General features: G+C 63.8%; 23 protein-coding genes and 2 riboswitches. Of the genes, 16 read left to right on the forward strand and 7 right to left on the reverse strand.

Annotated features, from left to right (window positions below; genetic code table 11):
• Positions 1–110: 110 nt before the first annotated feature.
• The gene (nfuA, locus tag BLU85_RS05850; RefSeq protein ID WP_003182850.1) at positions 111–695 is read left to right on the forward strand and encodes a Fe-S biogenesis protein NfuA; all 585 of its coding nucleotides are present in this window, start codon (positions 111–113) and stop codon (positions 693–695) included.
• A 191-nt stretch (positions 696–886) separates the two neighbouring features.
• Here nfuA and cobM read toward each other — a convergent pair whose 3' ends face one another.
• The 4 genes from cobM to BLU85_RS05870 all read right to left on the reverse strand — a co-directional run bounded on the left by cobM (position 887) and on the right by BLU85_RS05870 (position 3007).
• Positions 887–1633 carry a precorrin-4 C(11)-methyltransferase gene (cobM, locus tag BLU85_RS05855; protein WP_092198866.1) on the reverse strand — a complete coding sequence of 249 codons (747 nt, stop codon included), beginning with the start codon at positions 1631–1633 and terminating at the stop codon, positions 887–889.
• A 77-nt stretch (positions 1634–1710) separates the two neighbouring features.
• On the reverse strand, positions 1711–2115 hold the full coding sequence (locus BLU85_RS05860) for a cobalamin biosynthesis protein (protein ID WP_092198863.1): 405 nt from the start codon (positions 2113–2115) through the stop codon (positions 1711–1713).
• On the reverse strand, positions 2112–2807 hold the full coding sequence (locus BLU85_RS05865; protein WP_092198860.1) for a CbtA family protein: 696 nt from the start codon (positions 2805–2807) through the stop codon (positions 2112–2114). Before BLU85_RS05865 ends, BLU85_RS05860 begins: the two co-directional genes overlap by 4 nt.
• An 11-nt stretch (positions 2808–2818) precedes the next feature.
• Positions 2819–3007: a CbtB domain-containing protein gene (locus BLU85_RS05870; protein WP_014338677.1), complete on the reverse strand. Its 189-nt coding sequence runs from the start codon at positions 3005–3007 to the stop codon at positions 2819–2821.
• Between the two features lie 100 nt (positions 3008–3107).
• A riboswitch (cobalamin riboswitch) is annotated at positions 3108–3331 on the reverse strand.
• A 177-nt stretch (positions 3332–3508) separates the two neighbouring features.
• A riboswitch (cobalamin riboswitch) is annotated at positions 3509–3724 on the forward strand.
• A 97-nt stretch (positions 3725–3821) separates the two neighbouring features.
• Between BLU85_RS05870 and cobW the strand changes: the two genes are divergently transcribed.
• The 14 genes from cobW (at position 3822) to BLU85_RS05940 (ending at position 19679) form a co-directional block, all read left to right on the forward strand.
• Positions 3822–4886, forward strand: coding sequence for a cobalamin biosynthesis protein CobW (gene cobW / locus BLU85_RS05875; protein ID WP_092198857.1), 1065 nt, complete (start codon positions 3822–3824; stop codon positions 4884–4886).
• A 3-nt stretch (positions 4887–4889) separates the two neighbouring features.
• Positions 4890–8663, forward strand: a complete 3774-nt coding sequence (cobN, locus tag BLU85_RS05880) for a cobaltochelatase subunit CobN (protein WP_092198854.1) — start codon at positions 4890–4892, stop codon at positions 8661–8663.
• A 43-nt stretch (positions 8664–8706) separates the two neighbouring features.
• On the forward strand, positions 8707–9705 hold the full coding sequence (locus BLU85_RS05885) for a magnesium chelatase ATPase subunit I (protein WP_092198851.1): 999 nt from the start codon (positions 8707–8709) through the stop codon (positions 9703–9705).
• 53 nt (positions 9706–9758) lie between these two features.
• Entirely contained in the window at positions 9759–10364 is a 606-nt protein-coding gene (locus tag BLU85_RS05890) for a vWA domain-containing protein (protein ID WP_256572841.1), read from the forward strand.
• Between the two features lie 195 nt (positions 10365–10559).
• Positions 10560–12206 (forward strand): phospholipase D-like domain-containing protein, encoded by a 1647-nt coding sequence (locus BLU85_RS05895; protein ID WP_092198848.1) that lies wholly within the window; start codon positions 10560–10562, stop codon positions 12204–12206.
• Positions 12207–12261: 55 nt separating this feature from the next.
• Positions 12262–12603: a YdcA family protein gene (locus tag BLU85_RS05900; protein ID WP_092198845.1), complete on the forward strand. Its 342-nt coding sequence runs from the start codon at positions 12262–12264 to the stop codon at positions 12601–12603.
• A 386-nt stretch (positions 12604–12989) separates the two neighbouring features.
• Complete coding sequence (locus BLU85_RS05905; protein ID WP_092198842.1) at positions 12990–13838, forward strand: transporter substrate-binding domain-containing protein; 849 nt, start codon at positions 12990–12992, stop codon at positions 13836–13838.
• Positions 13839–13892: 54 nt separating this feature from the next.
• The gene (locus tag BLU85_RS05910) at positions 13893–14555 is read left to right on the forward strand and encodes an amino acid ABC transporter permease (protein WP_092198840.1); all 663 of its coding nucleotides are present in this window, start codon (positions 13893–13895) and stop codon (positions 14553–14555) included.
• Between the two features lie 9 nt (positions 14556–14564).
• Entirely contained in the window at positions 14565–15227 is a 663-nt protein-coding gene (locus BLU85_RS05915; protein WP_028236639.1) for an amino acid ABC transporter permease, read from the forward strand.
• The gene (locus tag BLU85_RS05920) at positions 15224–16015 is read left to right on the forward strand and encodes an amino acid ABC transporter ATP-binding protein (RefSeq protein ID WP_092198837.1); all 792 of its coding nucleotides are present in this window, start codon (positions 15224–15226) and stop codon (positions 16013–16015) included. Before BLU85_RS05915 ends, BLU85_RS05920 begins: the two co-directional genes overlap by 4 nt.
• Before the next feature lie 42 nt (positions 16016–16057).
• A complete protein-coding gene (locus BLU85_RS05925; RefSeq protein ID WP_092198834.1) occupies positions 16058–16447 on the forward strand; it encodes a RidA family protein in 390 nt (129 codons plus the stop codon).
• A gap of 140 nt (positions 16448–16587) precedes the next feature.
• A complete protein-coding gene (locus BLU85_RS05930; RefSeq protein ID WP_058543922.1) occupies positions 16588–17352 on the forward strand; it encodes an IclR family transcriptional regulator in 765 nt (254 codons plus the stop codon).
• A gap of 41 nt (positions 17353–17393) precedes the next feature.
• Positions 17394–18611, forward strand: coding sequence for an amino acid deaminase (locus tag BLU85_RS05935; RefSeq protein WP_092198831.1), 1218 nt, complete (start codon positions 17394–17396; stop codon positions 18609–18611).
• Positions 18612–18764: 153 nt separating this feature from the next.
• Positions 18765–19679, forward strand: coding sequence for a sugar kinase (locus BLU85_RS05940; protein ID WP_092198828.1), 915 nt, complete (start codon positions 18765–18767; stop codon positions 19677–19679).
• Between the two features lie 123 nt (positions 19680–19802).
• Here the strand turns inward: BLU85_RS05940 and BLU85_RS05945 are convergent, their stop codons facing one another.
• On the reverse strand, positions 19803–20078 hold the full coding sequence (locus BLU85_RS05945) for a peptidylprolyl isomerase (protein ID WP_019690952.1): 276 nt from the start codon (positions 20076–20078) through the stop codon (positions 19803–19805).
• A 48-nt stretch (positions 20079–20126) separates the two neighbouring features.
• The gene (locus BLU85_RS05950; RefSeq protein WP_092198825.1) at positions 20127–22664 is read right to left on the reverse strand and encodes a hybrid sensor histidine kinase/response regulator; all 2538 of its coding nucleotides are present in this window, start codon (positions 22662–22664) and stop codon (positions 20127–20129) included.
• A gap of 132 nt (positions 22665–22796) precedes the next feature.
• On the opposite strand from BLU85_RS05950, the gene BLU85_RS05955 reads away from it, so the two are divergent.
• A complete protein-coding gene (locus BLU85_RS05955) occupies positions 22797–23915 on the forward strand; it encodes a PilT/PilU family type 4a pilus ATPase (RefSeq protein WP_092199298.1) in 1119 nt (372 codons plus the stop codon).
• 103 nt (positions 23916–24018) lie between these two features.
• Here BLU85_RS05955 and BLU85_RS05960 read toward each other — a convergent pair whose 3' ends face one another.
• Entirely contained in the window at positions 24019–25974 is a 1956-nt protein-coding gene (locus BLU85_RS05960; RefSeq protein WP_092198821.1) for an acetoacetate--CoA ligase, read from the reverse strand.
• Positions 25975–26071: the final 97 nt, after the last annotated feature.

Raw genomic sequence — 26071 nt, forward strand, 5'->3', positions numbered from 1 at the left:
CTGTCCGGCGGCAAACCCCCTGCCGTCGGACGCTTTCCTGACAAAAATACTAGGACTTTGTCCGGCGCGATGATTGGCGTAAACTGCCGTCAAGCCTGCGAGGAGTTTCCATGACCGCCATTACCATTACCGATGCCGCCCACGATTACCTGGCCGACCTGCTGTCCAAGCAGAACACCCCGGGGATTGGGATCCGCATCTTCATCACCCAGCCCGGCACCCAGTACGCAGAGACGTGCATTGCCTACTGCAAGCCGGGAGAAGAAAAACCCGAAGACACCGCGTTGGGGCTCAAGAGCTTTACCGCGTACATCGATTCGTTCAGCGAAGCCTTCCTGGACGATGCGGTGGTCGATTACGCCACCGACCGCATGGGCGGCCAGCTGACTATCAAGGCACCGAACGCCAAGGTGCCGATGGTCAATGCCGACAGCCCGGTCAACGAGCGCATCAATTACTACCTGCAAACCGAAATCAACCCGGGGCTGGCCAGCCACGGCGGCCAGGTTTCGCTGATCGACGTGGTGGAAGACGGCATCGCCGTGCTCCAGTTCGGCGGCGGCTGCCAGGGCTGCGGCCAGGCTGACGTGACCTTGAAGGAAGGCATCGAGCGCACCTTGCTCGAGCGCATTCCAGAGCTCAAGGGCGTGCGCGACGTGACCGACCATACGCAGAAAGAAAACGCCTACTACTGATAGGTGTTCGCTGCGGATAGTGTGTGGCGAGGGAGCTTGCTCCCCTCGCCACATCCGTTTCAGTCGTCAGCCTGTACCCACCGCCCTGTGGGAGCGAGCTTGCTCGCGATAGCGGTGGGTCAGCCTGCGATGATGTTGAATGTGCCGTCGTTATCGTGAGCAAGCTCGCTCCCACAGGGGATCGGATTGCATCAGGGCCGGTAGAGATGCGCATGTCCGGCGCGGTACAGCGACGATTCGCTGAACACGTCATTGCCCAGCACACGCCCCACCAGGATCAGCGCCGTTCGGCGGAAACCCTTGGCCTGCACCTTCTTGGCAATATCTGCCAGCGTCCCCAGCACCCAATCCTGATCCGGCCACGTCGCCCGGTGGATCACCGCAATCGGGCAATCCGCGCCGTAGTGGGGCAGCAGTTCGTCGACGATCTTTTCCAGGTGATTGACCCCCAGGTGAATCGCCATGGTCGCCCCGTGCTGTGCCAGGTTGCCCAGTTCTTCCCCAGCAGGCATCGGGGATTTATCGGCGTAACGGGTGAGGATCAGGCTCTGGGAGATGTCCGGCAAGGTCAGTTCGGCACCCAGCAGGGCGGCGCAGGCTGAGGTCGCGGTCACGCCCGGGATGATTTCGAAAGGGATGTCCAGTTCCCGCAGGCAACGAATCTGTTCGCCGATGGCGCCGTACAGGCTCGGGTCGCCGGAGTGCACCCGGGCCACGTCCTGGCCCTTGAGATGGGCGCCGCTGATCAATTCGATGATCTGTTCCAGGTGCAACTCGGCGCTGTTGATCACCTGTTCGGCACAATGGCCTTCGAGGACGGCGGTCGGCACCAGCGAGCCGGCGTAGATGATCACCGCGCACTGGCGGATCAGTCGCTGGCCTTTGACCGTGATGAGGTCCGGGTCGCCGGGGCCGGCGCCGATGAAGTACACGGTCATGACCGGCTCCTGTGAAAGGTGGGTGAGCGTCGCCCAGATGAAGATCGCTCATGATCCTGAACGACGATTATCGGGATTTACGCCACGACCGCCAATGCCAACGTGCTCATGGGGCCTGTTTGACGGGGAATCAGCAGCGTTGCGGGCGTCGTGCCCAATTGATCGGCCAAGGCCAGGGCGGCGCTTTCGGCGATGCCGTAGCAACCGGTTCGCTCGAAGGTGATCTCGGAACGATGACTGAGCCGCCGCTCGTAACCGGCCAACTGTTCGGCACTGAAGCAGGTCAGCGGCAGTGCCAGTTGCCCGGCCAGTTCCAGCAGCCCGGGCTCGTCACGCTTGAGGTCGATGCTGGCCAGGGCCCGTACCTGGTGAAGTGCGATTTCGTGGGCCGACAACGTCTGTTCGAGCAAGGCCCGCAGCGTGCTGGCCGGGCAACCGCGCTGGCAACCGAGGCCGATCACCAGCATCGCCCCAGTGTTCATGCGTCGTGGTGGGCTTGACCGTCACGGCGAAACAGCCAGGCGCTGATCAGGCCCAGGGCCAACCAGAAGGCGACGTTGGTCACCTGCGAGGCGATCTTGAACTGGCTTTCCAGCGCTTCGGGCGCCAGCATCGAGTGGACTTCGGGCTGTGGCGCACCGATGACGTGGGGTACCAGCAACGTCGCCACGCCCAGCAGCTTGAGCAGCCAATGCCGGCCGAACACGATCAGGGCAATGCCCACCGCCGTCGAGGCCGCGGTGCCGATCCACCACATCTGCCGCTGGGCCAGGTCGGCCGCTGCGGTGCCGGGCAATTCCGGGGGCAGGCCGAGGGTGGGTGCCAGGACGAAAGTGGCATAACCGGCCAGGCCCCAGAGCAGGCCCTGGGAGGTGCGAGTCGGTGCGCGCAAAGTGTACAGGCCCGCCAGCATCAGGGCAAAACCCATGGCGACCACCAGGTTACCGCCGGTGGTGGACAGCACGCGCTGCCAGCCGTCTTCCGGTTCCCAGGCCTCGGCATCATGGGTGTGGGCCGCACCGTCGGTGTGCTCATGGACCTCGGTCGCCGGGGCCTTCTCGAAGGTTTCCGCCTGGAGAATCAGCGGCGATACCCAGAAACTCTGCAACAGGGTCAGCAGCAGGGCGGCCAGCAAACCGCTGAAACCGGCGGTCTGCGCGATACGCTTGATCATGTCGTCAGTTCTCAGTGGCAGGGGAAGGCAGCGCTGTGGCGGGTATCGTGGGCGGCGTTGTGCACTGCCTCGATGTGGGAGAAACCGGCGAAATAGACCAGCCCCGCGCCCAGGATCGAAGCCAGGATCGCGGCGCTCAGGCGTTGGCTCAGGGTGGTGGTGCTGCTGGCGGTGCGGGCGGTGCTGCTGATGGTCGACATGGCGCTTCCCTCTGTTTTTGTTCCGTGGGGATGCGAGCGCAATGAGACCCCGGGCGAAAGACCGCCAAGGTTCGAACAGCGCCCGCCCACCGCGGGTTTGTTGATGCTTTGAGTCATGGGCCGGTCTCCGGGCTCGCGAGGGGCCGGGCGCGTGCCTGGCCTGCAAGCGTCACCTTCCCATGTCCGGGGACACAGTGGTTCAGACGCTTCGCTCGCTTACCGTTGCGGGGGCAGCACCGGACTGACGTGGCTTTGGAGTAAAGCACACGATTCACCGGTTTCCCGTTTCACCCTGTGAAGGGCACCCGTAACTAGGCACACAGGAGAGCATGGGTGGGGCGGGGCCGTCAATGCACAGGGGGCCGCTACGCAGCCCATCGCGAGCAAGCTCGCTCCCACAGGGGGCTACGGGAACCATGTGGGAGCGAGCTCGCTCGCGATGGCGGCGGCAAGAACACCGCAGAACTTCCTTGCGGAGATTGACCCGCCCCCACACCCTGCGTAGCCTTGCGCCTTCGAGGTTCTTCGGCCTGTGCCGAGGCTAAGAAGGGAACGCGGTCCAAGCCGCGGCTGCCCCCGCAACTGTGAACGGTGAGATTTCTGCAAGGCCACTGTGCATGCCCTTTTACCAAAGGCGCACGGGAAGGCGCAGCCATTGCCAGTCGCAAGACTGGCCCGCCGTCAGCCAGGAGACCTGCCTCGAGACAGATTCTCACTACAACCGGGCGGGGTGATCCGGTGGCGAAATCTTCCGTGCACACCTGTGCCCGCGGTTGTCGTCCCGTTTGCCCGCCACCTTGCCAAAGGGCATCCGATGAAAACACTGGCCAAACTCCCCGTCACCATCGTCACCGGCTTTCTCGGTTCGGGTAAGACCACCTTGCTGCGGCACATGCTCGACAACGCACAGGGCCGGCGCATCGCCGTGATCGTCAACGAGTTCGGCGAACTGGGCATCGACGGCGAGATCCTCAAGCAGTGCGCCATCGGTTGTACCGAAGAAGAAGCCAACGGCCGCGTCTACGAACTGGCCAACGGCTGCCTGTGCTGCACGGTGCAGGAAGAGTTCTTCCCGGTGATGCGCGAGCTGGTGGCCCGGCGCGGCGACCTCGACCATATCCTGATCGAAACCTCCGGCCTGGCCTTGCCCAAGCCGCTGGTCCAGGCTTTCCAATGGCCGGAAATCCGCAGCGCCTGCACGGTCGATGCGGTGATTACCGTGGTCGACAGCCCCGCCGTGGCCGCCGGCACCTTCGCCGCCTTCCCCGACCATGTCGATGCCCAGCGCAAACTCGACCCGAACCTGGACCACGAATCGCCGTTGCACGAGCTGTTCGCCGATCAGTTGGCCAGCGCCGACCTGGTGATCCTCAACAAAGCCGACCTGATCAGCCCTGAAGACCTGGCCAAGGTTCGCCTGGAAGTCGCCGAAGAGCTGCCGCCGGCGGTCAAGGTCATCGAAGCCAGCAACGGTCGCCTGCCGCTGGACGTGTTGATCGGTCTGGGCGCCGGTTCCGAAGAACACATCGACGGCCGCCACAGCCATCACGACCATCACCACGATGGCGACGATGACGACCACGATCACGACGCCTTCGACTCCATCTCCATCGAGCTGCCCCAGGCCGACGAAAGCCTGTTGCTGGACGCGTTGACGCAACTGGTGGTCCAGCACGGCGTACTACGGGTCAAGGGTTTCGCGGCGATCCCGAACAAGCCGATGCGCCTGCTGATCCAAGGCGTTGGCACGCGTTTCGACAAGCATTTCGACCGCCAGTGGGGCGCCGAGGAAGCGCGGGTCACCCGTCTGGTGCTGATCGGCCAAGCGCTGGATGCTGCGCTGCTCGAAGCGCAGTTGCGCGCCGCCCTCAGCGCCTAAGCCATGCACCTGCTCAGGACCCAGCCCGGCGGTTTCGTGTCGGATGACAACATTGCCGACCTGGGGCAAACCCCCGCCGAGCTGGTGATCCTGTGCAGCGGCGACTCCAGCCTGGCGCTGCTGGCCGAAGCGGCGAAGCAGCTGCCGGGCGATTATCCGGAGTTTCGCCTCGCCAATCCGATGCAGGTGCAGAACCACGCCTCGGTGGATCTGTATTTCGAAGACGTGCTGCGCCACGCCAAGGTGATCCTGCTGTCGCTGCACGGCGGCATTGGCTATTGGCGCTACGGCATCGAGCGCCTGATGGACCTGGCCGGGCGCGGGGTGAAGCTGATCCTGGTGCCGGGGGATGATCGACCGGACCCGGAGCTCAGTGACCTGAGCAACGTGGCCGTCGAGGACCGCGACCGGCTCTGGCAGTTCTTGCGCCAGGGCGGCCTGGGCAATGCCCTGGACCTGTTTCACTACCTCGGCAGTCAATGGTTCGGCCGCGATTATCCGTGGGCCGAGCCGCAGACCCTGCCGCGCACGGCGATCTACCACCCGGAAAAAACCAGCGCCAGCCTCGGCGATTGGCAAGCCGAGTGGAACGCCGGGCAACCGGTGGCGGCGGTGCTGTTTTATCGTTCCCACTTGCAAGCGGCGAACACTGCATTCATCGACGTGTTCTGCCAGCGCCTGCAAGCGGCGGGGCTCAACCCATTGCCGATTGCCGTGGCCAGCCTCAAGGAGCCCGGTTGCCTGGCGCGGGTGGAGGACTGGTTGGATGAAGTGGAAGCGGGGGTGATCCTCAATACCACCGGCTTCGCCCAGTCCAGCCCGGAAGCGCCGCACCTGCGACCGTTCCGTCGCAACATCCCGGTGATCCAGGCCATTTGCGCCCAGGACAACGAACCGGGCTGGCGCGCCAGCGAGCAGGGCCTGGGCCCGCGAGACTTGGCGATGCACATTGCCTTGCCGGAGCTGGATGGCCGGATCATCAGCCGCCCCATCAGTTTCAAGGACCTCGCCTGGCGCAGTGAGCGCAGCCAGAGCGACGTGGTCTGCTACCGCGCCGTACCCGAACGCATGGATTTTGTCGCCGAGCTGGCCCGACGTTGGACCACCTTGGCGCGCCTGCCCAATGGGCAGAAGCGTGTGGCGCTGATCCTCGCCAACTACCCGACCCGGGACGGACGCATCGGCAATGGCGTCGGCCTGGATACGCCGGCGGCGGCCTTGAATATCCTGCGGGCCTTGCAGGCCGAGGGCTATCCACTGCCGGCCGAACTGTCAGCGAGCGGCACTGCGTTGATCCGGCAATTGCTCGGCGGCGTCAGCAACGACCTGGACAGCCTCGACCTGCGGCCATGCCACCAGAGCCTGGCCCTGGATGCCTACCTGGCCCTGTTCGACGCGCTGCCCGAGGCCAATCGCCAAGCGGTGCTGGCGCGCTGGGGCTCGCCCGAGCAGGACCCGATGTTCCGCGACGGCCGCCTGATGGTCGCCGGCCTGCGCCTGGGCCTGACCTTCGTCGGCATCCAGCCGGCCCGGGGTTATCAGGTCGACCCGAGCGCGGTGTACCACGACCCGGACCTGGTGCCGCCCCACGGTTATCTGGCGTTTTATTTCTGGTTGCGCCACACCTACGGCGTCCACGGGGTGATCCACGTCGGCAAGCACGGCAACCTCGAATGGCTGCCGGGCAAAGGTGTCGGGCTCTCGGAAAATTGCTGGCCGGACGTGCTGTTGGGACCACTGCCGAATATCTATCCGTTCATCGTCAACGACCCGGGTGAGGGCGCCCAGGCCAAGCGTCGCACCCAGGCGGTGATCATCGACCACTTGATGCCGCCGCTGACCCGGGCCGAAACCTACGGACCGCTGCGTAACCTCGAGCTGCTGGCCGACGAATACTACGAGGCGCAATTGCTCGATCCGCGTCGTGCCCGGGAACTGCAACGGGACATTCTCAACCTGGTGCGCGAGACCCACATCGACCGCGAGCTGCAACTGGATGCCGGCCTCGACAGTGACGCTGACGCCGCGATCTGGCTGCCACGCCTGGACACGTACCTGTGCGACTTGAAGGAGTCGCAGATCCGTGACGGTTTGCACATTTTTGGTGAGTCGCCCAGTGGGCGGCTGCGTATCGACACGTTGCTGGCGTTGCTGCGCATTCCCCGGGGCGATGGCAAAGGCGCGCAGTCGAGCCTGCTGCGGGCGCTGGCCAAGGCGTTCGGGCTGGGCTTCGATCCGCTGGATTGCGCCTTGGCCGAGCCTTGGACGGGCGACTGTCCCGAGGCATTGCGCCGGATCAGCACCGAGCCCTGGCGCACCGCCGGCGATACCCGCGAGCGCCTGGAGCTGTTCGCCGCGCAGTTGATCGAGCAGGCGTTGGACGGCACGGTCGAGCAGCTCGACGCGCCGGGCTGGGAGGGGGTGGGCAGCATCATTGAAAACCTGCGAGCCGTCGTGGCCCCGCGCCTGGACGCCTGCGGGCCGGCGGAAATCCGTGGCCTGCTCGATGCCTTGAGCGGGCGCTTCGTGCCGGCCGGCCCCAGCGGCGCGCCGAGTCGCGGACGCCTCGACGTGTTGCCCACCGGGCGCAATTTCTTCTCCGTGGACGTGCGCAACCTGCCCACCACCACGGCGTGGCGCATCGGTTTCCAGTCGGCGAACCTGATCCTCGAGCGGCACTTGCAGGACCACGGCGATCACCTGCGCCAGCTCGGCCTGTCGGTGTGGGGCACCGCCACCATGCGCACTGGCGGCGACGACATCGCCCAGGCCATGGCCTTGATGGGCGTGCGTCCGGTGTGGGCCACCGGCAGCCAGCGGGTCGATGACTTCGAGATCCTGCCGCTGAGCCTGCTGGACCGGCCGCGAGTCGATGTCACGCTGCGGGTGTCCGGGTTCTTCCGGGACGCCTTTGCCAACCTGATCCGGCTGTTCGATGCAGCGGTGCAGGCCGTCGCCGCCCTCGATGAACCGGACGACATGAACCCTCTGGCGGCCAAGGTCCGTGGCGAACGCGAAGCCTTGTTGGCGTCGGGCCTGGAGCCGGAAGCGGCGGCACGCCAGGCCGGCTGGCGGATCTTCGGTGCCAAGCCCGGTGCCTATGGCGCGGGTGTGCAGGGTGCGATCGACGGTCGTTTGTGGCAAAGCCGCGAGGATTTGGCCGAGGTGTACCTGAACTGGGGCGGCTACGCTTACGGCGGCAGCGATGAAGGCACCGCCGCCCGGGAGCCGTTCTCTCGGCGTCTGAGCCAGGTGCAAGCGGTGTTGCAGAACCAGGACAACCGCGAGCACGACCTGCTCGATTCCAATGATTACTACCAATTCCAGGGCGGCATGCTGGCGGCGGTGGAGACCCTCAGCGGGCAGGCCGCGGCCAGCTATCATGGCGATCACAGCCAGCCGGACTTGCCCAGGATTCGTACCCTGAAGGAAGAACTCAACCGCGTCATCCGTTCCCGCGCGGCCAATCCGAAGTGGATCGACGGCGTGAAGCGGCACGGCTATAAAGGCGCGTTCGAACTGGCGGCGACGGTGGACAACCTGTTCGCCTTCGACGCCACCACACAGCTGATCGACGATCACCAGTACGCTTTGCTGGCCGATGCCTACCTGCTCGATCCGGACACCCGGGACTTCGTCCGCCAGCACAACCCCGACGCCCTGCGGGACATGACCGAGCGCCTGCTCGAAGCGCAGCAGCGGGGGATGTGGCAGGCGCCGGGCGACTATCGCGAAGCCCTGGAGAATTTGTTGTTGGACATTGAGGAGGATGGCTGAAATGAGGACAACAGGAACCTCGCACATTCATGAGACATTCACCATGACCCAACCCCATTTCCCGCTCTCCGCCGTGGTCGGCGCCGATGACCTGAAACTGGCCCTGTGCCTGGCCGCGATCGATCCGAAAATCGGCGGTGTGCTGATCGAAGGTCCGAGGGGCATGGCCAAGTCCACCTTGGCCCGGGGCCTGGCGGACCTGCTGGCCAGCGGTCAGTTCGTCACCTTGCCCCTCGGTGCCACCGAAGAGCGGCTGGTGGGCACCCTCGATCTGGATGTGGCCCTGGGGGAGGGGCGCGCGCAGTTTTCTCCTGGCGTGCTGGCCAAGGCCGACGGTGGCGTGCTGTATGTCGATGAAGTGAACCTGCTGCCCGATCACCTGGTGGACCTGCTGCTGGATGTGGCCGCCAGTGGCACCAACCTGATCGAGCGCGACGGCATTTCCCACCGGCATCCGGCGCGCTTTGTGCTGATCGGCACCATGAACCCGGAAGAGGGCGAGCTGCGGCCGCAATTGCTCGACCGTTTCGGCCTGAACGTCGCCCTCGACGGTCACACCGCACCGGCTGAGCGTGGCCAGATCATTCGCCGGCGATTGGATTTCGACAGTGACCCGCTGGCGTTCTGCGCGGAGTGGGAGACGGCCCAGCAGCAGTTGCGTGAACGCTGCCAACAGGCGCGCAATCGGTTGGCCGGGATCGCCTTGGATGATGCGGCGCTGGCGCAGATCACCGAGCGCTGCTTTGCCGCCGGGGTCGATGGCTTGCGCGCTGACCTGGTCTGGCTGCGGGCGGCCCGGGCCCATGCGGCCTGGCGTGGCGCTGCTGCGATTGCCGATGAGGACATCGATGCGGTCGCCGAATTTGCCCTGCGGCATCGGCGGCGCGGGCATTCGGCACCGGCGTCGTCCCAGGCGCCGCAAACGGCTGCGAATGAAACGGCCAAGCCCAACGAAGGCCAAGGCCAGTGGGGCGACCTGCCGGCCCGGGCACTGCCGACCGGTGCTCGACGTGACGTGCCGAGCTGGCCAAAAAAGCCCTAGGCATTCGCCCTCGTTCAACGGCGGGGGCGAATGCCGGGCCCCGTGCAGGACAGTTGGAGCAGGGACGCCAGGGTCGGAGCAAAGCCGCGGCCAGTGGTGCGGTGAACTGGCCGGGGACGCTGCTCAATGGTCGTCCACGCCTGCAGGAGGACCTGCGTTTTCACAGCCGCCAGCGCTCGCCCCATGAGTTGTGGCTGGTCATCGTCGATGCCTCGGCCTCGACCCGTCGGCATCGGGCCTTGAGTGACGGCAAAGGCTTGTTGGCGCAACTGTTCGACGACGCCTACCGGCAGCGGGCCCGCCTGGCGCTGTTGACGGCCAGCGGTACGCAACCGAACTGGCAGGTGCAAGGGCTCAAGGCCTCGGTGGGCCTGCGCGACTGGCTCGATGGCTTGGGTGCCGGCGGCGGTACACCGTTGCTGGCGGCGCTGAACGAGGCCGGACGCTGGTTGACGGCCCGGCGCAAGCGCTTCCCGGCGGAGCAACAGCGGGTGTTGGTGATGACCGACGGACGAGTCAAGGAGGGACTGCCACTGCCCTCCCTGGATTGCCCGTGCCTGTTGATCGACATCGAGCGCGGCCCGATCCGCCTGGGCCGGGCCCGGCAGTTGGCGGGGCAGTTGCAGGCTGAGTATCGGCATATCGATGAGGCTGATTGAAAGGTTCTGTGACTGTCAGGGCCCCATCGCGAGCAAGCTCGCTCCGACACTGTTTTGTGAATACATGGGTGATGAACACCCCGGTCCCCTGTGGGAGCGAGCTTGCTCGCGATGGCATCCCCTCGGTTCCGATGACCTGCCCACCTGACCCGCATCACTGCACTATGCTCAAGCAGCCCCTCACAGGAGTGAACCATGCGTGTACTCGTCACCAATGCCCAGGACGATTTTCGGGTCAAGGCCTATGCCGGCACCAACGGCGTGCTGCTCGCCATGGACCTGGCCGAACCCCGGCGCAAGGGTTTGCTGGGTTTTGCCATCGAGAAACAGCAGGGGGACAAGCCCTGGCTGTTCCTGTTCAACAGCCTGACGTTCCCCGACAAGACCCACACCTTTCCCCAGTTCCACGCCACCCCCAGCGACAAGGCACCCCTGCAGAAATTTCGTTGGGCCGACTACGCCGTCAACCCCGGCGTGACGATCCACTATCGCGTGCACCTGGCCTATGGCAGCCCCGATTCACCGCAATTGGGCGAATCCCTGGCCGTCACCGTCACCAGCGACGACGGGCACCCGGCCGACCAGCGGGTCATCTTCAACCGTGCCGTGGCCGCCAGCCAGGCGTTCCAGCGCAAGTTTCCCGAAGTGGACGCACTGATCGATGCCAACAAGCACCTGTCCATCGATGATTGGCCCGACGCACCACGTCGCTGGTTGGAAAACGGCTTGCTGGGGCGCTTGACCGGTTTCATCGACCGGGCGCTGGATGCCCGCTGGGCCTTGGACGTCGCCATCTATGAATACGAATTGCCGGTGATCGTCGACGCGGTGACTGCCGCTCACGCTCGCGGCGCCCAGGTGCGGGTGCTGTATCACGCCGAGCCAGGAGACGACACCACGGCGCGCAACGAAGCCAGCCTCGAGAACATGCCGGCGGCCAACAAACGTGGGCGGATCACCCACAACATTTTCCATAACAAGTTCATTGTTCTGAGCAAGGTGGGGGCCAGCGGCTCATTGCAACCTGAAGCCGTGCTGTGCGGCAGCACCAACTTCACCGCCAACGGTGTCTACCGCCAGGCCAACGTCGTGCATGTGCTGGACGACCCTCGGATCAGCAGCCGCTATCTCCAGGTATTCGAGCAAATCTGGGCAACGCCCCAGGACGTCGATACCACTCGCCAGTGGCTGACCTTGAACAATGCCATGGCCCCGCAAGAAGCGTTGTTCGCTGGGTTTTCGCCGCGCGCCGGAGAGGGCGACCTGGACCGCTTTGTCGACATCATCAAAGGGGCGCGAAAGGACCTGTTGTTCGTCACCGCCTTTGTGTTGCCCGACCGGATTCTCGATGCCGTGCTCGGCCAACCCAATGACGACGTGCTGCGTTACGGCCTGCAAAACACCAAGAGCCGCATCACCGGCTTCCATGCCGACCGCACCGCCGAATTCGCCGCCACCGCGTTGCTCAACACCGGTCTGGAGGGCTGGTTGCGGGAAAACATGAAAGGCCAGAAAGGCAATCTACTGGTGCACACCAAAGCCATCGTCACCGACTTCACCAGTGACACGCCGACCATCCTCAGCGGCAGCCACAACCTCAGCGCCGCCGCCAGCAGCGGCAACGACGAGAACTACCTGATCATCCAGGGCAACACCGACCTGGCCGACCGCTACGGGCTGGAATTGCTACGTTTCTATGAGCATTACCGCTTTCGCTACTTCGCGAAAAAACTCGCCCTCAAACAGGTCAAGCCACTGTCGGTGGATGACAGCTGGAGTGATGACTATTACCACGAGGGGGATTTGCGGATGTTGTCCAGGGTGAGGTTTTGCGGGCGTTAGGCGCAGCAGATGATCAGGTGCTAGCATAGGGCCATCTATCAGCCAGGAAGCTGTCATGAAACGCTATCACGGAACGTCCGCTTTACTTCGCACCTGTGTCGCGATCCTGTTGTTGGCCCTGGTCACTTCGGCCCTTGCCGCCAATCAACCGTGTTCCGGCCGCAAGGGCGGTATTGCCGGATGTGACGGCGATACCTTCCTGTGCAATGACGGCTCGATCAGTGCTTCGAAGAAGTCCTGTTCCGCTGTGCTGGGGCTTCGGAACGAGGCGCGGCCGCAGTCGCTGCTCAAGTCCGCCGACGGTTGCCAATGCGGCAGTGGCAATTACTGCGTCGGTCCCCGGGGCGGGGTCTATTGCCTCACGCCTGGCGGCAGCAAGAGCTACAAGCGCAAATAGACCAGGCACACCGCCGAACAATGGTGGGAGCGAGCTTGCTCGCGATAGCGTCAGGTCATTCAACATCAACATTGACTGATCCATATCTATCGCGAGCAAGCTCGCTCCCACAGATAGCCATTTACAACTCCAGAGTGGCTCCGTTTCGGTGCGCGGGTACCCGGTTTGGGGCCTTATTACCCGTGCGTCGTAGCTAACGGTAGCAACAGCATTCACATGCGAGCGCCAGCGTCCGCAGGTCTGTTTTTCCCATCCCTCTGATTTCCTTAACTTTCCATTTTCCTCACCCATGGGCATCAAGCCTGTGGCACACTTTCTGCTGTCTATTCCGTTGTTACATACCATGTTCCGGTATAGCGGAATAAAATCATTCTGGAGTGCTTGCCATGCAACGCCGACCTTCCTTGTTCAAAGCGTGTGTTTTTCTCTTCGCGGCCACGACGGCTGCCATGGGTGTCGCCCAGGCGGCCGACAGCAAGCTGGACAGCGTGCTGCAGCGGGGGAAATTGATCGTGGGCACGGGCAGTACCAATGCACCGTGGCACTTCCAGGGAGCGGATGGCAAGTTGCAGGGCTTTGATATCGATATCGCGCGCATGGTCGCCAAGGGCCTGTTCAATGACCCGGAGAAGGTCGAGTTCGTGGTGCAGTCGTCCGATGCGCGGATCCCCAACCTGCTGACCGACAAGGTCGACATGAGCTGCCAGTTCATCACCGTCACCGCCAGTCGTGCCCAGCAAGTGGCGTTCACGCTGCCGTACTACCGCGAAGGCGTCGGCCTGCTGCTGCCGGCCAACAGCAAGTACAAGGAAATCGAAGACCTCAAGGCCGCGGGCGATGACGTCACCGTGGCGGTGCTGCAGAACGTCTACGCCGAAGAATTGGTGCACCAGGCGCTGCCCAAGGCCAAGGTCGACCAGTACGACAGTGTCGACCTGATGTACCAGGCGGTGAACTCCGGCCGCGCCGATGCCGCCGCCACCGACCAATCCTCGGTCAAGTACCTGATGGTGCAGAACCCTGGGCGCTACCGCAGCCCGACCTATGCCTGGAGCCCGCAAACCTACGCCTGTGCGGTCAAGCGCGGCGACCAGGACTGGCTGAACTTCGTCAACACCACCTTGCATGAAGCCATGACCGGCGTGGAATTTCCAACCTATGCGGCGTCGTTCAAGCAGTGGTTCGGCGTCGAGCTGCCGTCGCCGGCGATTGGTTTCCCCGTTGAATTCAAATGACCCTGTGAGCCCGGGGCGCCCCTTGTGGGCGCTTCGTCGAAGGTACTGCCAACCATGAATTATCAGTTGAACTTTGCCGCCGTCTGGCGCGATTTCGACACCTTGCTGGCGGGGCTGGGCCTGGGGCTTTCCCTGGCACTGGTGTCGATCGCCATCGGTTGCGTGATCGGCCTGGCCATGGCGTTCGCGCTGCTGAGCAAGCACCGGGTCCTGCGGGTGCTGGCGTCGGTGTATGTCACGGTGATCCGCAATACGCCAATCCTGGTGCTGATCCTGTTGATCTACTTCGCCTTGCCGAGCCTGGGCATTCGCCTGGATAAGCTGCCGTCGTTCGTCATCACCCTCTCGTTGTACGCCGGGGCTTACTTGACCGAAGTGTTCCGCGGCGGACTGTTGAGCATTCACAAGGGGCAGCGGGAAGCGGGGCTGGCCATCGGCCTGGGCGAGTGGCAGGTGAAGGCCTACATCACCGTGCCGGTGATGCTGCGCAACGTGTTGCCGGCCTTGTCGAACAACTTCATTTCGCTGTTCAAGGACACCTCCCTGGCGGCGGCGATCGCCGTGCCGGAGCTGACCTATTACGCCCGCAAGATCAACGTGGAGAGCTACCGGGTGATCGAAACCTGGCTGGTGACCACGGCCCTGTATGTCGCGGCCTGTTACCTCATTGCCATGGTGCTGCGGTATTTCGAGCAGCGCCTTGCGATCCGCCGTTAGGAGTCTCCCATGTACGAATCACCCAGTTGGTTGCATGAGTTATGGGTCGCCCGGGACACCCTGTGGGCCGGTTTCCTGACCAGTGTGCAGTGTTCGCTGTTGGCGATTGTGTTGGGCACGCTGATCGGCCTGGTCGCCGGCCTGGTGCTGACCTATGGCCGGACCTGGATGCGCGCGCCGTTTCGCTTCTACGTCGACCTGATCCGCGGCACGCCGGTGTTCGTGCTGGTGCTGGCCTGCTTCTACATGGCTCCGGCCCTGGGCTGGCAGATCGGCGCATTCCAGGCCGGTGTCCTGGGCCTGACGCTGTTCTGCGGTTCCCATGTGGCCGAGATCGTGCGCGGCGCCTTGCAGGCGCTGCCCCGTGGGCAGATGGAGGCGAGCCAGGCCATCGGCCTGACGTTCTACCAGTCGCTGGGCTATGTGCTGTTGCCTCAGGCGTTGCGGCAGATCCTGCCGACCTGGGTCAATTCCTCCACCGAGATCGTCAAGGCCTCGACCCTGTTGTCGGTGATCGGCGTCGCCGAACTGTTGCTCAGCACCCAGCAGATCATCGCCCGGACCTTCATGACCCTGGAGTTTTACCTGTTCGCCGGGTTTCTCTTTTTCATCATCAATTACGCCATCGAATTGCTCGGGCGGCACATTGAAAAGCGGGTGGCCTTGCCATGACTGATATTTCGACTCCTTCCAATACTCAACCGTTGCTGGACATTCGCGGCCTGCGCAAACAATACGGCCCATTGGAAGTGCTCAAGGGCGTGGACCTGAGCATGCAGCGCGGCAACGTGGTCACGCTGATCGGCTCCAGCGGTTCGGGCAAGACCACGCTGTTGCGCTGCGTCAACATGCTGGAAGAATTCCAGGGCGGGCAGATTGTGCTCGACGGCGAATCCATCGGCTACGACGACATCGATGGCAAGCGTGTGCGCCACCCCGAGAAGGTCATCGCCCGGCACCGTGCGATGACCGGCATGGCCTTCCAGCAATTCAACCTGTTCCCGCACCTGACCGCATTGCAGAACGTCACCCTGGGCCTGATCAAGGTGAAAAAACTGCCCAAGGACGAATCGGTGGCCCTGGCCGAGAAATGGCTGGAGCGGGTCGGCCTGCTGGAGCGGCGCGATCACTTTCCCGGCCAGTTGTCCGGTGGCCAGCAGCAGCGCGTGGCGATTGCCCGAGCGATTGCCATGAACCCCAGCCTGATGCTGTTCGACGAAGTGACGTCGGCCCTGGACCCGGAGCTGGTCGGCGAGGTGCTGAACGTGATCAAGGGCCTGGCCGAAGACGGTATGACCATGCTGCTGGTGACCCACGAAATGCGCTTTGCCTTCGAGGTCTCCGACAAGATCGTCTTCATGAACCAGGGCCGCATCGAAGAGCAAGGGCCACCGAAAGAATTGTTCGAGCGGCCGCAGTCGCCGCGGTTGGCGGAGTTCCTCAAGAACACCCGCTTTTAATTCAGTCGAATCGTTAATCTATCCAAGCAAGGAGAAACACCCATGAGCATTACGCGCTACGGCACCGGCAGCACCGCAGGCGGCGGCCAGCCACGGCCATTCGCCCGCGCCGTGGAGGCCGATGGCTGGCTGCACGTGTCCGGCCAGGTGCCGGCGGTGAACGGCGAGATCATTGTCGGCGGGATCGTCGAGCAGACCCACCAGACCATGAAGAACCTGGTCGCCATTCTCGAAGAGGCTGGTTATGAGCTCAAGGACGTGGTGCGCTGCGGTGTGTGGCTGGAAGACCCGCGGGATTTCTGGAGCTTCAACAAGGTGTTCGGCGAATATTTCAGCCCTGAACACGCCCCGGCCAGGGCCTGCGTGCAGGCGAGCATGATGGTTGATTGCAAGGTCGAGATCGATTGCATCGCGTACAAGAAAAAGGCCTGAACCGTTGTAGGAGCTGCCGAAGGCTGCGATCTTTTGATCTTGATCTGCCGGGCTTTCGCTCAAGACTCAATTGACTGGGGAAAGATCGCAGCCTCGTTACACTCGACAGCTCCTACGACCAATGAACGGGAACGCAATAAATGACCGAAGACACCATCAAACGCCGGGCCCGGGGACTGGATCGGGCGTTCGATATCCTCGATTTCCTCAAGGAAATCGGCCAGCCGCTGCGCCCGAACGATATTGCCAGCGGCATCGGCAGCCCCAAGTCCACGGTCTATGAACTGGTGGCGTCGCTGCTGGAGCGCCGCATCCTCGAGCCGGTGGGCAAGGACGGTCACGTCTACCTGGGCCGCCAGTTGTATTTCCTCGGGCAGGCGCACCTGCGGCATTTCGACCTGAGCCGCGAGGCTGACCAGGCCTTGCAGGAGATCGTGCGCCAGACCCGCGAAACGGCGCAGATGTGCCTGCTCAACGGGCGCAAATACACCGTCGCGCTGATGAAGGAAGGCGAGCGGCATTTCCGCATTTCATCGGACATCGGTGAAAACGCGCCGATCCCGTGGACGGCGTCCGGGCGCCTGCTGCTGGCGCATTTGAGTGACCAACAGATCGTCGACCTGATCGACCCCGACGACTTCATTTTGCCGGACGGCGAACGCTTGCCCCTGGAGCAATTCCTCAAGGAAATCCGCCAGGCCGGCCTCGATGGGTTCTTCTCCTTCGACAGCGTCGCCGACACCTTCACCCACTGCTTCGCCGCCCCGGTCAAAGACCCCGGCGGCGTGGCCATCGCCACCCTGTGCATCGTCGCCCCACGGGCCGACGCCAAGAACAATTACGCCGACTACCGTCGGGTGCTGATCGAAAGCGCCAACAACCTGGCCCGGCGCATCAATGAATAGATAATCGCGGCTGCGAGCGGCCGCGTGCGAGGAGTACGAACATGTCTTCTGTCATTCCCAATGCTGGCGTAGAGAAGGGTGCGGCCATCGTCGGCGCTCATCTGCTCAAGGACGTCAGCCTGCCGGCGTTGGTGCTGCACCGCGCGGCGCTGGAGCACAACATTCGCTGGATGCAAGCGTTCGTCACCGACAGTGGTGCCGAGCTGGCGCCCCACGGCAAGACCAGCATGACCCCGGCGCTGTTTCGACGCCAGCTCGATGCCGGTGCCTGGGGCCTGACCCTCGCCACCGCTGTGCAGACCCGTGCCGCTTACGCCCACGGCGTTCGTCGAGTGCTGATGGCCAACCAACTGGTGGGCACGCCAAATATGGCGCTGATCGCCGATCTGCTGGCTGACCCGGCGTTCGAATTCCATTGCATGGTCGATCATCCGGACAACGTCGCGGACCTGGGGGCGTTCTTCGCCGCACGCGGTATGAAGCTGAACGTGATGATCGAGTACGGCGTGGTCGGTGGTCGGTGTGGCTGCCGGACCGAGGCTGAGGTGTTGGCCCTGGCCGAGGCCATTCGCAGTCAACCGGCGCTGGCGTTGACCGGTATCGAAGGCTACGAAGGGGTGATCCATGGCGACCACGCCATCAGTGGCATCCGCGCATTCGCGGCATCGTTGGTACGGCTGGCGGTGCAGCTGCAGGACAACGGTGCTTTCGCCATCGACAAACCGATCATCACCGCCTCGGGTTCGGCCTGGTACGACCTGATCGCCGAATCCTTCGAAGCCCAGAATGCCCACGGGCGTTTCCTCAGCGTGCTGCGTCCCGGCAGTTACGTGGCCCATGACCATGGCATCTACAAGGAAGCCCAGTGCTGCGTGCTGGAGCGCCGCAGCGACCTGCACGAAGGCCTGCGTCCGGCCCTGGAAGTCTGGGCTCATGTGCAATCGCTGCCAGAGCCGGGCTTCGCGGTGATCGCCCTGGGCAAGCGCGACGTAGCCTACGACGCCGGATTACCGGTGCCGCTCAAGCGCTACACGCCCGGATCGGATTCGGTGGTGGGGGACGACGTGAGTGGCTGCAAGGTGACGGCGGTGATGGACCAACATGCGTTCATGAGTGTGGCGGCAGGGATTGAGTTGCGTGTGGGCGACATCATTTCGTTTGGCACTTCACACCCGTGCCTGACGTTCGACAAGTGGCGGGTGGGGTGCCTGGTGGATGAGCAGTTGCGGGTGGTCGAGAGCATGGAGACTTGCTTCTAAGGCTTGAGATCGAGTCGTGGCTATCGCGAGCAAGCTCGCTCCCACAGGGGGATCGAGACGCTCACAGAGTTTGCATTCACAGCAATCCACTGTGGGAGCGAGCTTGCTCGCGATAGCGGCCTGCCAGACATCACCGAACCATCAGGATCACCCATGAACCACGCCAAACCCCGCATCGCCCTGATCGGCGAATGCATGATCGAACTGCAACAACGCGCCGACGGCAGCCTGCTGCAAAGCTTCGGCGGCGATACCCTGAACACCGCTGTGTACCTGTCCCGCGCCTTGGGCGACAGGGGCGCGGTGGACTACGTCACCGCCCTGGGCGACGACAGTTTCAGCGATGCCATGTGTGAGCGCTGGGCCGAAGAAAACATCGGTCTGCAACGGGTCCAGCGCTTGCCTGGACGCCTGCCGGGTCTGTATTGCATCCAGACCGATGCGGCGGGCGAGCGGCGATTTCTCTACTGGCGCAACGAGGCGGCGGTGCGCGAGTGTTTTACCACCCCGGCCGCCGCACCGATCCTGGCGGCATTGCCGGATTACGATGTGCTGTATTTCAGTGGCGTGACCCTGGCGGTGCTCGGCGAGCAGGGGCGCGCCAGGCTCATCGAAACCCTGGTCGAGGCCCGTCGCCGTGGGGCCCAGGTGGTGTTCGACAATAATTACCGGCCGAGACTCTGGGCCTCGATCGAGGCGGCGCGGGCGGCGTATCGCAGCGTATTGCCCCACGTGGAATTGGCCCTGCTGACGGTGGAAGACGAGCAGGCACTGTTCGGCTATGCGGACACTGACGCGATGTTCGCCGCCTATGGGCAGTTCGGTACGCCGGAAGTGGTGCTCAAGCGTGGTGCCGAGGCCTGCCTGATTCGTTGCGATGGCGAGTCTTATGAGATTCCCGCCCAACGGGTCGAGCGTGTGGTGGACACCACGGCGGCGGGAGATTCATTCAGTGCCGCGTACCTGGCGAGCCGCTTGCTAGGTGGCACTCCAGCGGAGGCGGCCGAGGCGGGGCATCTGTTGGCGAGCCGGGTGATTCAGGTGCCGGGGGCGTTGATGCCAAAATAATAAGTGGGCACAACACCTGTGGGAGCGAGCTTGCTCGCGATAGCGGTGGGTCAGCTTGCAGAGATATTGACTGTGTCGCCGCCATCGCGAGCAAGCTCGCTCCCACAAGCGCCAGGCTCAGTTTCAATCCCGGTAGAACACCTGCACCAGGTGATAGCCGAACTTGCTCTTGATCGGCCCATGCACCACCCGCAAGGGCTTCTTGAAAATCACCGCATCGATCGCACCGACCATCTGCCCTGGCCGCACTTCGCCCAGGTCGCCGCCGCGTTTGCCCGAGGGGCAGGTGGAGTATTTCTTGGCCAGCACATCGAAGGCTTCGCCCTTGGCGATGCGTTGCTTGAGCTGTTCGGCTTCTTCGGCGGTTTTCACCAGGATATGGCGGGCTTGGGCTTTCATTGCAGCGGTGACCTGAACGGTGCGACGGGGCGGCGATTATGCCTCAAGTCAGCTGTCATGGTTGATCATCGTCCGAATCTTGTTGGCCAGCAGATCGAGGGTGAAGGGCTTGGCGACCATGTCCATGCCCTGGTCGAGGAACCCCTGGCGCTCGGCGGCTTTCTGCGCGTAACCGGTCATGAACAGCACTTTCAGCCCCGGGCGGTGCTGGCGGCCGATTTCCGCCAGTTGCCGGCCATTCATGCCCGGCAGCCCGACGTCGGTCACCAACAGGTCGATGCGTTGCTCCGATTCCAGCAGAGGCAGGGCCGTCATAGCGTCCTGGGCCTCCAGGGCGGTGTAGCCCAAGGTCTTCAACAGGTCGAGCACCAGCATGCGCACCGCCGGTTCATCTTCCACCAGCAACACGGTTTCCCCGGCGATGGCCGGCGGTACGTCGACCGTCTCCGCCGTGGCGGGTTGTTGGGCCGGCGCGACGTGCAGGCGCGGCAGGTACAACTGCACGCGCGTGCCCTGGCCTGGCACGCTGTCCAGGTTGAGGTGTCCCCCCGACTGTTGGGCAAACCCGTAGATCATCGACAAGCCCAGGCCGGTGCCCTGGCCGATGGGCTTGGTGGTGAAGAACGGGTCGAAGGCCTTGGCCAGCACGGCGGGGGTCATGCCGCTGCCGTTGTCGCTGACCGCGATCATCACGTAGTCGCCGGCCTTGACCGGTTCGAGGGTGTTGATGTCAGTGCCGTCCAGATAGACGTTGGCGGTTTCGACGATCAATTCGCCGCCGTCGGGCATGGCATCGCGGGCGTTGATCACCAGGTTGAGCAGAGCGTTTTCCAACTGGCTGGCATCGGTGCTGACCGGCCACAGTTCGTGGGTCAGTTGCAGTCGTAGCACGATGTGATCGCCGGTGGTCCGGCTCAGCAGGTCTTCGAGCGAGCGCACCAGCTCGTTGGCGTCCAGCGGCTTGCGGTCCAGGGACTGGCGGCGGGAAAACGCCAGCAGCCGATGGGTCAGGGCCGCGGCGCGGTTGGCCGAGGACACCGCCGCTTCGGTGAAGCGCCCGATCTCGGCGGTGCGGCCGGCGGCGATGTAGCGTTGCATCAGGTCGAGGCTGCCGAGGATGCCGGTGAGCATGTTGTTGAAGTCATGGGCAATGCCGCCGGTGAGTTGGCCCACGGCCTCCATTTTCTGCGCATGGCGCAGGGCTTCTTCGGCGCGCTCGCGTTCGAACATCTCGCTTTGCAGGCGGTGGTTGGCTTCGGCCAGTTGCCGGGTCCGGGCGATGACCCGCTCCTCCAGCGTTTCGTTGAGGTTGCGCAGGGCTTCCTCGGTTTTCCGGCTCTCGGTCTCGTCGATCACGAAGATGTAGAAACCGTTCACCGCCCCGTCCGTCCCGTGGCGAGGCAAGTAGTTGATCAGTGCATGGCGCGGGCGACCGTCGCGATGGTCCATCTGCAAGGTGAAGCTGCACGGTTTGCCGGCCAGGGCATCGGCGACCTGTTGGGCGCGGGCGGCATAGGCCTCTTCGCCGAGCACTTCGCGGATGGTCTTGCCGTAGAGCTCTTGCGGGGTCAGGCCGTACCAGTCCAGGTAGGCGCTGTTGTTCAGCCGGAAGCGCTCTTCGCGGTCCACGTAGCTGATGAGGATCGGCATGGCGTTGATGATCAGCTGCAGCTCGGTCTGGCTCTGGCGCAGGGCTTGCTCGGTGCGCTTGCGTTCGGTCAGGTCCAGGGCCGCGCCCAGAAAACGCTTGGGCCGGCCGTGGCGGTCCTTGTAGCAACGGCCGCGCACGTACACCCAGCGTAATTCATCGTTGGGCTGCAACAGCCGGTACTCTTCGGCGTATTCGGTGCCATGGGTGATGCAGTGCTTGATGCTGCGGGCAACCATCGCCCGGTCCTCGGGATGCACGCCTTCGAGGTAGGCGCTGATGGGCAACTGGCGCGACAGGTTCGGGTCGACGCCATGCAGCAGGGCGAAATGCGCGTCGGCGATGAAGCGGTCTTCGCTGATGTCCCAATCCCAGGTGCCCAGCGCGTCGGCGGCGGCCAGGGCCAGTTGCAGGCGCTCTTCGCTTTCGTGCTGGGCCTTGAGGCTGGCCTCGGAGCGCCGTTCGAATTCCATGGCCAGGCGGCGGCGTTCGCTGGTCTCGATGGCGGTGACCAGGATGCCGGCGACGCTGCCGCTTTCGTCATGCACCGGGCTGTAGGTCAGGTCCAGCCAGACATCGCAGAGGCGACCGGCGAAGGGCACGCGCCAGCGCTGATCGCGGCAGGTGTGCGTCTGGCCTTGCAATACGCGGTGGTAAATCCCTTCGGTCGTCCCTTTGAGTTCGGGCCATGCTGCATGGGTCGGCTGGCCGAACGCCCGGGGGTGCTTGTCACCGGTCAGTCGACCGAAGGCGTCGTTGTAGAGGTGGGTCAGCTGCGCGCCCCACAGCAAGGCCATCGGCATTGGCGAATGGAGCATGATGTCCACGGCGGTGCGCAGGCTCTGGGGCCAGTTCCGGGCAGTGCCCAATGGGGTCTGGGCCCAGTCCACCTGGCTGACCAGGCGCTGGGCATCGCTGCCGGCGGGTGTCGCGTTCATCACGCGATCCCTGGCTGTCGTGTCTGTACCACGGCGTCTACTATCCTTTGAGGAAAGTAAGTGCGGGCGGGTCTGAAGCGTTTCATGTTCGGCTCAATTTGTTTCATTGATGTCTCGCGGAAGTTTCAGTCCATGGAAATCGATCCGTTGTTGCGAATCCTGGCGAGCCAGAATGGTTCCGACCTTTACATGTCTACGGGGGCGCCGCCGTGCGCGCGTTTCGAGGGCGTGCTCAAGCCCTTGGGTAACGAGGCCTTCAAGGTCGGCGACATTGCCCGGCTCGCCGAGTCTTTGATGGACGCCGAACAGCGCCTTGAGTTCGATCGGGAACTGGAAATGAACCTGGCGATCTCCCTGGCCGGTGTCGGGCGGTTCCGGGTCAATGTCTTCAAGCAGCGCAATGACGTGTCCATGGTGATCCGCAACGTCAAGCTGGACATCCCGCGCTTCGAAGACCTGAAACTGCCCCGGGTGCTGTTGGACAGCATCATGCAGAAACAGGGGTTGATGCTGTTCGTCGGCGCGACAAGTTCGGGCAAGTCGACTTCCCTGGCGGCGCTGATCGATTACCGCAATCGCAACAGCAGCGGTCACATCATCACCATCGAGGACCCGGTGGAGTATATCCATCGGCACAAGAAATCCATCATCAACCAACGGGAAGTCGGTGTCGACACCCGCAGTTTTCATGCGGCCCTGAAAAACACTTTGCGCCAGGCACCGGACGTAGTGCTGATCGGCGAAATCCGCGATCGGGAAACCATGGAGCATGCCCTGGCGTTTGCCGACACCGGGCACTTGGTGATTTCGACCTTGCATGCCCATAACGCCAACCAGGCCCTGGACCGGGTGATCAATTTCTTCCCGGAAGAGCGCCGGCCGCAGTTGTTGAACGACCTGGGCAACAACCTCAAGGCGTTCGTTTCCCAACGCCTGGTGCGCACCCGCACCGGCCAGCGGCGGGCGGCGGTGGAGGTCATGCTGGGTTCGCCCACGGTGGCCGACCTGATCCGGCGCAACGAACTTGGCGAGCTCAAGGGCATCATGGAAAAGTCAGAGGAAATGGGCATGCAAACCTTTGACCAGGCCCTGTTCAACCTGGTGGTCGAAGGCGCCATCGATGAGGAGGAGGCGCTGAAAAATGCCGATTCGGCGAACAACCTGCGGTTGCGTTTGAAGCTGCATACCGAGTCGGGGGCGGTGGCGCCACCGGCCGATCCGGCGGCGGGCGAGTGGGGGCTTATGGATTGATCGGGTTATCGTTCATCGCGAGCAAGCTCGCTCCCACATGGGGTCTGCCAGTCACCGGAGATCCACTGTGGGAGCGAGCTTGCTCGCGATGAGGCCCTGACGGTCAGCTCGCAAGCTCCGGCCGATCCCGAAACTGCTCCAACGCCTCGGGGTTGGCCAGGGCATCGGTGTTCTTCACCGCCTCGCCATGCACCACGTTGCGCACCGCCAACTCCACCACCTTGCCGCTGATGGTGCGCGGAATATCACTGACCGCGAGGATCTTCGCCGGCACATGCCGTGGTGTGGTGTGGGTCCGGATGACCTGGCGAATCCGCTGTTCCAAGGCGTCATCCAGCGTCACGCCATCGCGCAGGCGCACGAACAGCACCACCCGGACATCGCCCTGCCATTGCTGGCCGATGGCGACGCTGTCCAGCACCTGCTCGACCTTTTCCACCTGCCGATAGATTTCCGCCGTGCCGATGCGCACGCCGCCAGGGTTGAGCACGGCGTCGGAGCGCCCATGGATCAACAGGCCGCCGTGGGGCAGTTCTTCGGCGTAGTCGCCTTGGGCCCACACCCCGGGGAACTGGGCGAAATAGGATGCGCGAAGTTTTTCCTGCCGAGGGTCGTTCCATAAGCCAATGGGCATCGCCGGGAAATGCCGGGTGCACACGAGCTCGCCTTTTTCACCGATGACCGGATTGCCGGCCTCGTTCCAGACCTGCACGGCCATGCCCAGGCTCTTGCCCTGCATTTCGCCCCGGCGCACTGGCGACAGTGGGTTGCCGTTGACGAAACAGGACACAATGTCGGTACCGCCGGACATCGAGGCCAGGCAGACGTCGGGCTTGATGTCCCGGTACACGTAGTCGTAGCTATGGGGAGCCAGCGCCGAACCGGTGGACAGGAGGGTCTTCAGGCTGTCCAGGCGGTGCGTCCGCCGGGGCTTGAGGCCTTCGCTTTCCAGGGCGGCGAGGAATTTGGGGCTGGTGCCGAAGACGCTGATGCGCTGCTGGTCGATCAGGTCCAGCAAGCGCTCGGGGCCGGGGTGGAACGGCGAGCCATCGTAGAGCACCACCGCGCTACCCACGGCGAGGGCCGACACCAGCCAGTTCCACATCATCCAGCCGCAGGTCGTGTAGTAGAACAGCCGATCCTCGGGGCCGAGGTCGACGTGCAGGCCATGTTCCTTGACGTGTTGCAGCAGCACGCCACCGGTGCCGTGGACGATGCACTTCGGCACGCCGGTGGTGCCGCTGGAGTACAGGATGTACAGCGGGTGGTCGAACGGCACGCTGACGAATTCCGGTTCGCCACCGTGTTGATAGAAGTCGTTCCACAACGCGACCGCGGCCGGGGTCTCGAAGTCCTCGGGGCGGGCGCCAGGCTGGGCATAAGGCAACACGATCAGGTGTTGCAGCGACGGCAGCCGTTCGAGGATTTCATTGACCTTGGCCCGCTGGTCGATGACCTTGCCGGCGTAGCGATAACCGGCGCAGGTGATCAGCACCTTGGGCTCGATCTGGCCGAACCGGTCGATGACGCCCTGGGTGCCGAAGTCCGGTGAAGAGCATGACCAGATGGCGCCCAGGCTGGTGCTGGCGAGCATGCCCACCAACGTCTGCCAGGTGTTGGGCATGCAGGCGGCGACCCGATCGCCCCGGGTGACGCCAGCGGCTTGCAGGCTTTTCTGCAGGCCGGCGACATGGGCGGCGAGTTCGGCCCAGGTCAGTTGTTCCTGTTCGCCATTCTCGCTCAGCGCCACCACCGCGACGGCGTCATCGCGGCGGCGCAGCAGGTGCTCGGCGAAGTTCAGCGTGGCGCCAGGGAACCACTGGGCGCTGGGCATTTGCGCACCCTCCACCAGTACCGCGTTGGGAGCGTGGTGAAAGTGGATCTCGAAGAAGTCGACGATGGCCTGCCAGAAGGCCTCGCGCTGGTCGATGCTCCAGGCGTGCAGGGCGGGGTAGTCGTTCAGTTGCAGGTGATGCCGCGTGTTGACGAACTGGCGAAAGGCATTCATGCGCGACTGGGCGATGCGTTCGGGGCTGGGTTGCCAGAGGAGGTCGGACATGGGGGGCCTCTTGTTTTCTTATGTACACACTATAGAGCGACCCAATCCTGTGGCGAGGGGATTTATCCCCGTTGGGGTGTAGGAGCTGACGAGTGCA

Origin of the sequence: Pseudomonas sp. NFACC14 (genome assembly GCF_900106885.1) — a bacterium.
Classification (GTDB): domain Bacteria; phylum Pseudomonadota; class Gammaproteobacteria; order Pseudomonadales; family Pseudomonadaceae; genus Aquipseudomonas; species Aquipseudomonas fluorescens_AA.

Excerpts from the sequence above, each read along its gene's own strand:
- nfuA (WP_003182850.1), top strand. The coding sequence starts at position 111 with ATGACCGCCATTACCATTACCGATGCCGCCCACGATTACCTGGCCGAC.
- cobM (WP_092198866.1), bottom strand. The coding sequence starts at position 1,633 with ATGACCGTGTACTTCATCGGCGCCGGCCCCGGCGACCCGGACCTCATC.
- BLU85_RS05860 (WP_092198863.1), bottom strand. The coding sequence starts at position 2,115 with ATGAACACTGGGGCGATGCTGGTGATCGGCCTCGGTTGCCAGCGCGGT.
- BLU85_RS05865 (WP_092198860.1), bottom strand. The coding sequence starts at position 2,807 with ATGATCAAGCGTATCGCGCAGACCGCCGGTTTCAGCGGTTTGCTGGCC.
- BLU85_RS05870 (WP_014338677.1), bottom strand. The coding sequence starts at position 3,007 with ATGTCGACCATCAGCAGCACCGCCCGCACCGCCAGCAGCACCACCACC.
- cobW (WP_092198857.1), top strand. The coding sequence starts at position 3,822 with ATGAAAACACTGGCCAAACTCCCCGTCACCATCGTCACCGGCTTTCTC.
- cobN (WP_092198854.1), top strand. The coding sequence starts at position 4,890 with ATGCACCTGCTCAGGACCCAGCCCGGCGGTTTCGTGTCGGATGACAAC.
- BLU85_RS05885 (WP_092198851.1), top strand. The coding sequence starts at position 8,707 with ATGACCCAACCCCATTTCCCGCTCTCCGCCGTGGTCGGCGCCGATGAC.
- BLU85_RS05895 (WP_092198848.1), top strand. The coding sequence starts at position 10,560 with ATGCGTGTACTCGTCACCAATGCCCAGGACGATTTTCGGGTCAAGGCC.
- BLU85_RS05900 (WP_092198845.1), top strand. The coding sequence starts at position 12,262 with ATGAAACGCTATCACGGAACGTCCGCTTTACTTCGCACCTGTGTCGCG.
- BLU85_RS05905 (WP_092198842.1), top strand. The coding sequence starts at position 12,990 with ATGCAACGCCGACCTTCCTTGTTCAAAGCGTGTGTTTTTCTCTTCGCG.
- BLU85_RS05910 (WP_092198840.1), top strand. The coding sequence starts at position 13,893 with ATGAATTATCAGTTGAACTTTGCCGCCGTCTGGCGCGATTTCGACACC.
- BLU85_RS05915 (WP_028236639.1), top strand. The coding sequence starts at position 14,565 with ATGTACGAATCACCCAGTTGGTTGCATGAGTTATGGGTCGCCCGGGAC.
- BLU85_RS05920 (WP_092198837.1), top strand. The coding sequence starts at position 15,224 with ATGACTGATATTTCGACTCCTTCCAATACTCAACCGTTGCTGGACATT.
- BLU85_RS05925 (WP_092198834.1), top strand. The coding sequence starts at position 16,058 with ATGAGCATTACGCGCTACGGCACCGGCAGCACCGCAGGCGGCGGCCAG.
- BLU85_RS05930 (WP_058543922.1), top strand. The coding sequence starts at position 16,588 with ATGACCGAAGACACCATCAAACGCCGGGCCCGGGGACTGGATCGGGCG.
- BLU85_RS05935 (WP_092198831.1), top strand. The coding sequence starts at position 17,394 with ATGTCTTCTGTCATTCCCAATGCTGGCGTAGAGAAGGGTGCGGCCATC.
- BLU85_RS05940 (WP_092198828.1), top strand. The coding sequence starts at position 18,765 with ATGAACCACGCCAAACCCCGCATCGCCCTGATCGGCGAATGCATGATC.
- BLU85_RS05945 (WP_019690952.1), bottom strand. The coding sequence starts at position 20,078 with ATGAAAGCCCAAGCCCGCCATATCCTGGTGAAAACCGCCGAAGAAGCC.
- BLU85_RS05950 (WP_092198825.1), bottom strand. The coding sequence starts at position 22,664 with ATGAACGCGACACCCGCCGGCAGCGATGCCCAGCGCCTGGTCAGCCAG.
- BLU85_RS05955 (WP_092199298.1), top strand. The coding sequence starts at position 22,797 with ATGGAAATCGATCCGTTGTTGCGAATCCTGGCGAGCCAGAATGGTTCC.
- BLU85_RS05960 (WP_092198821.1), bottom strand. The coding sequence starts at position 25,974 with ATGTCCGACCTCCTCTGGCAACCCAGCCCCGAACGCATCGCCCAGTCG.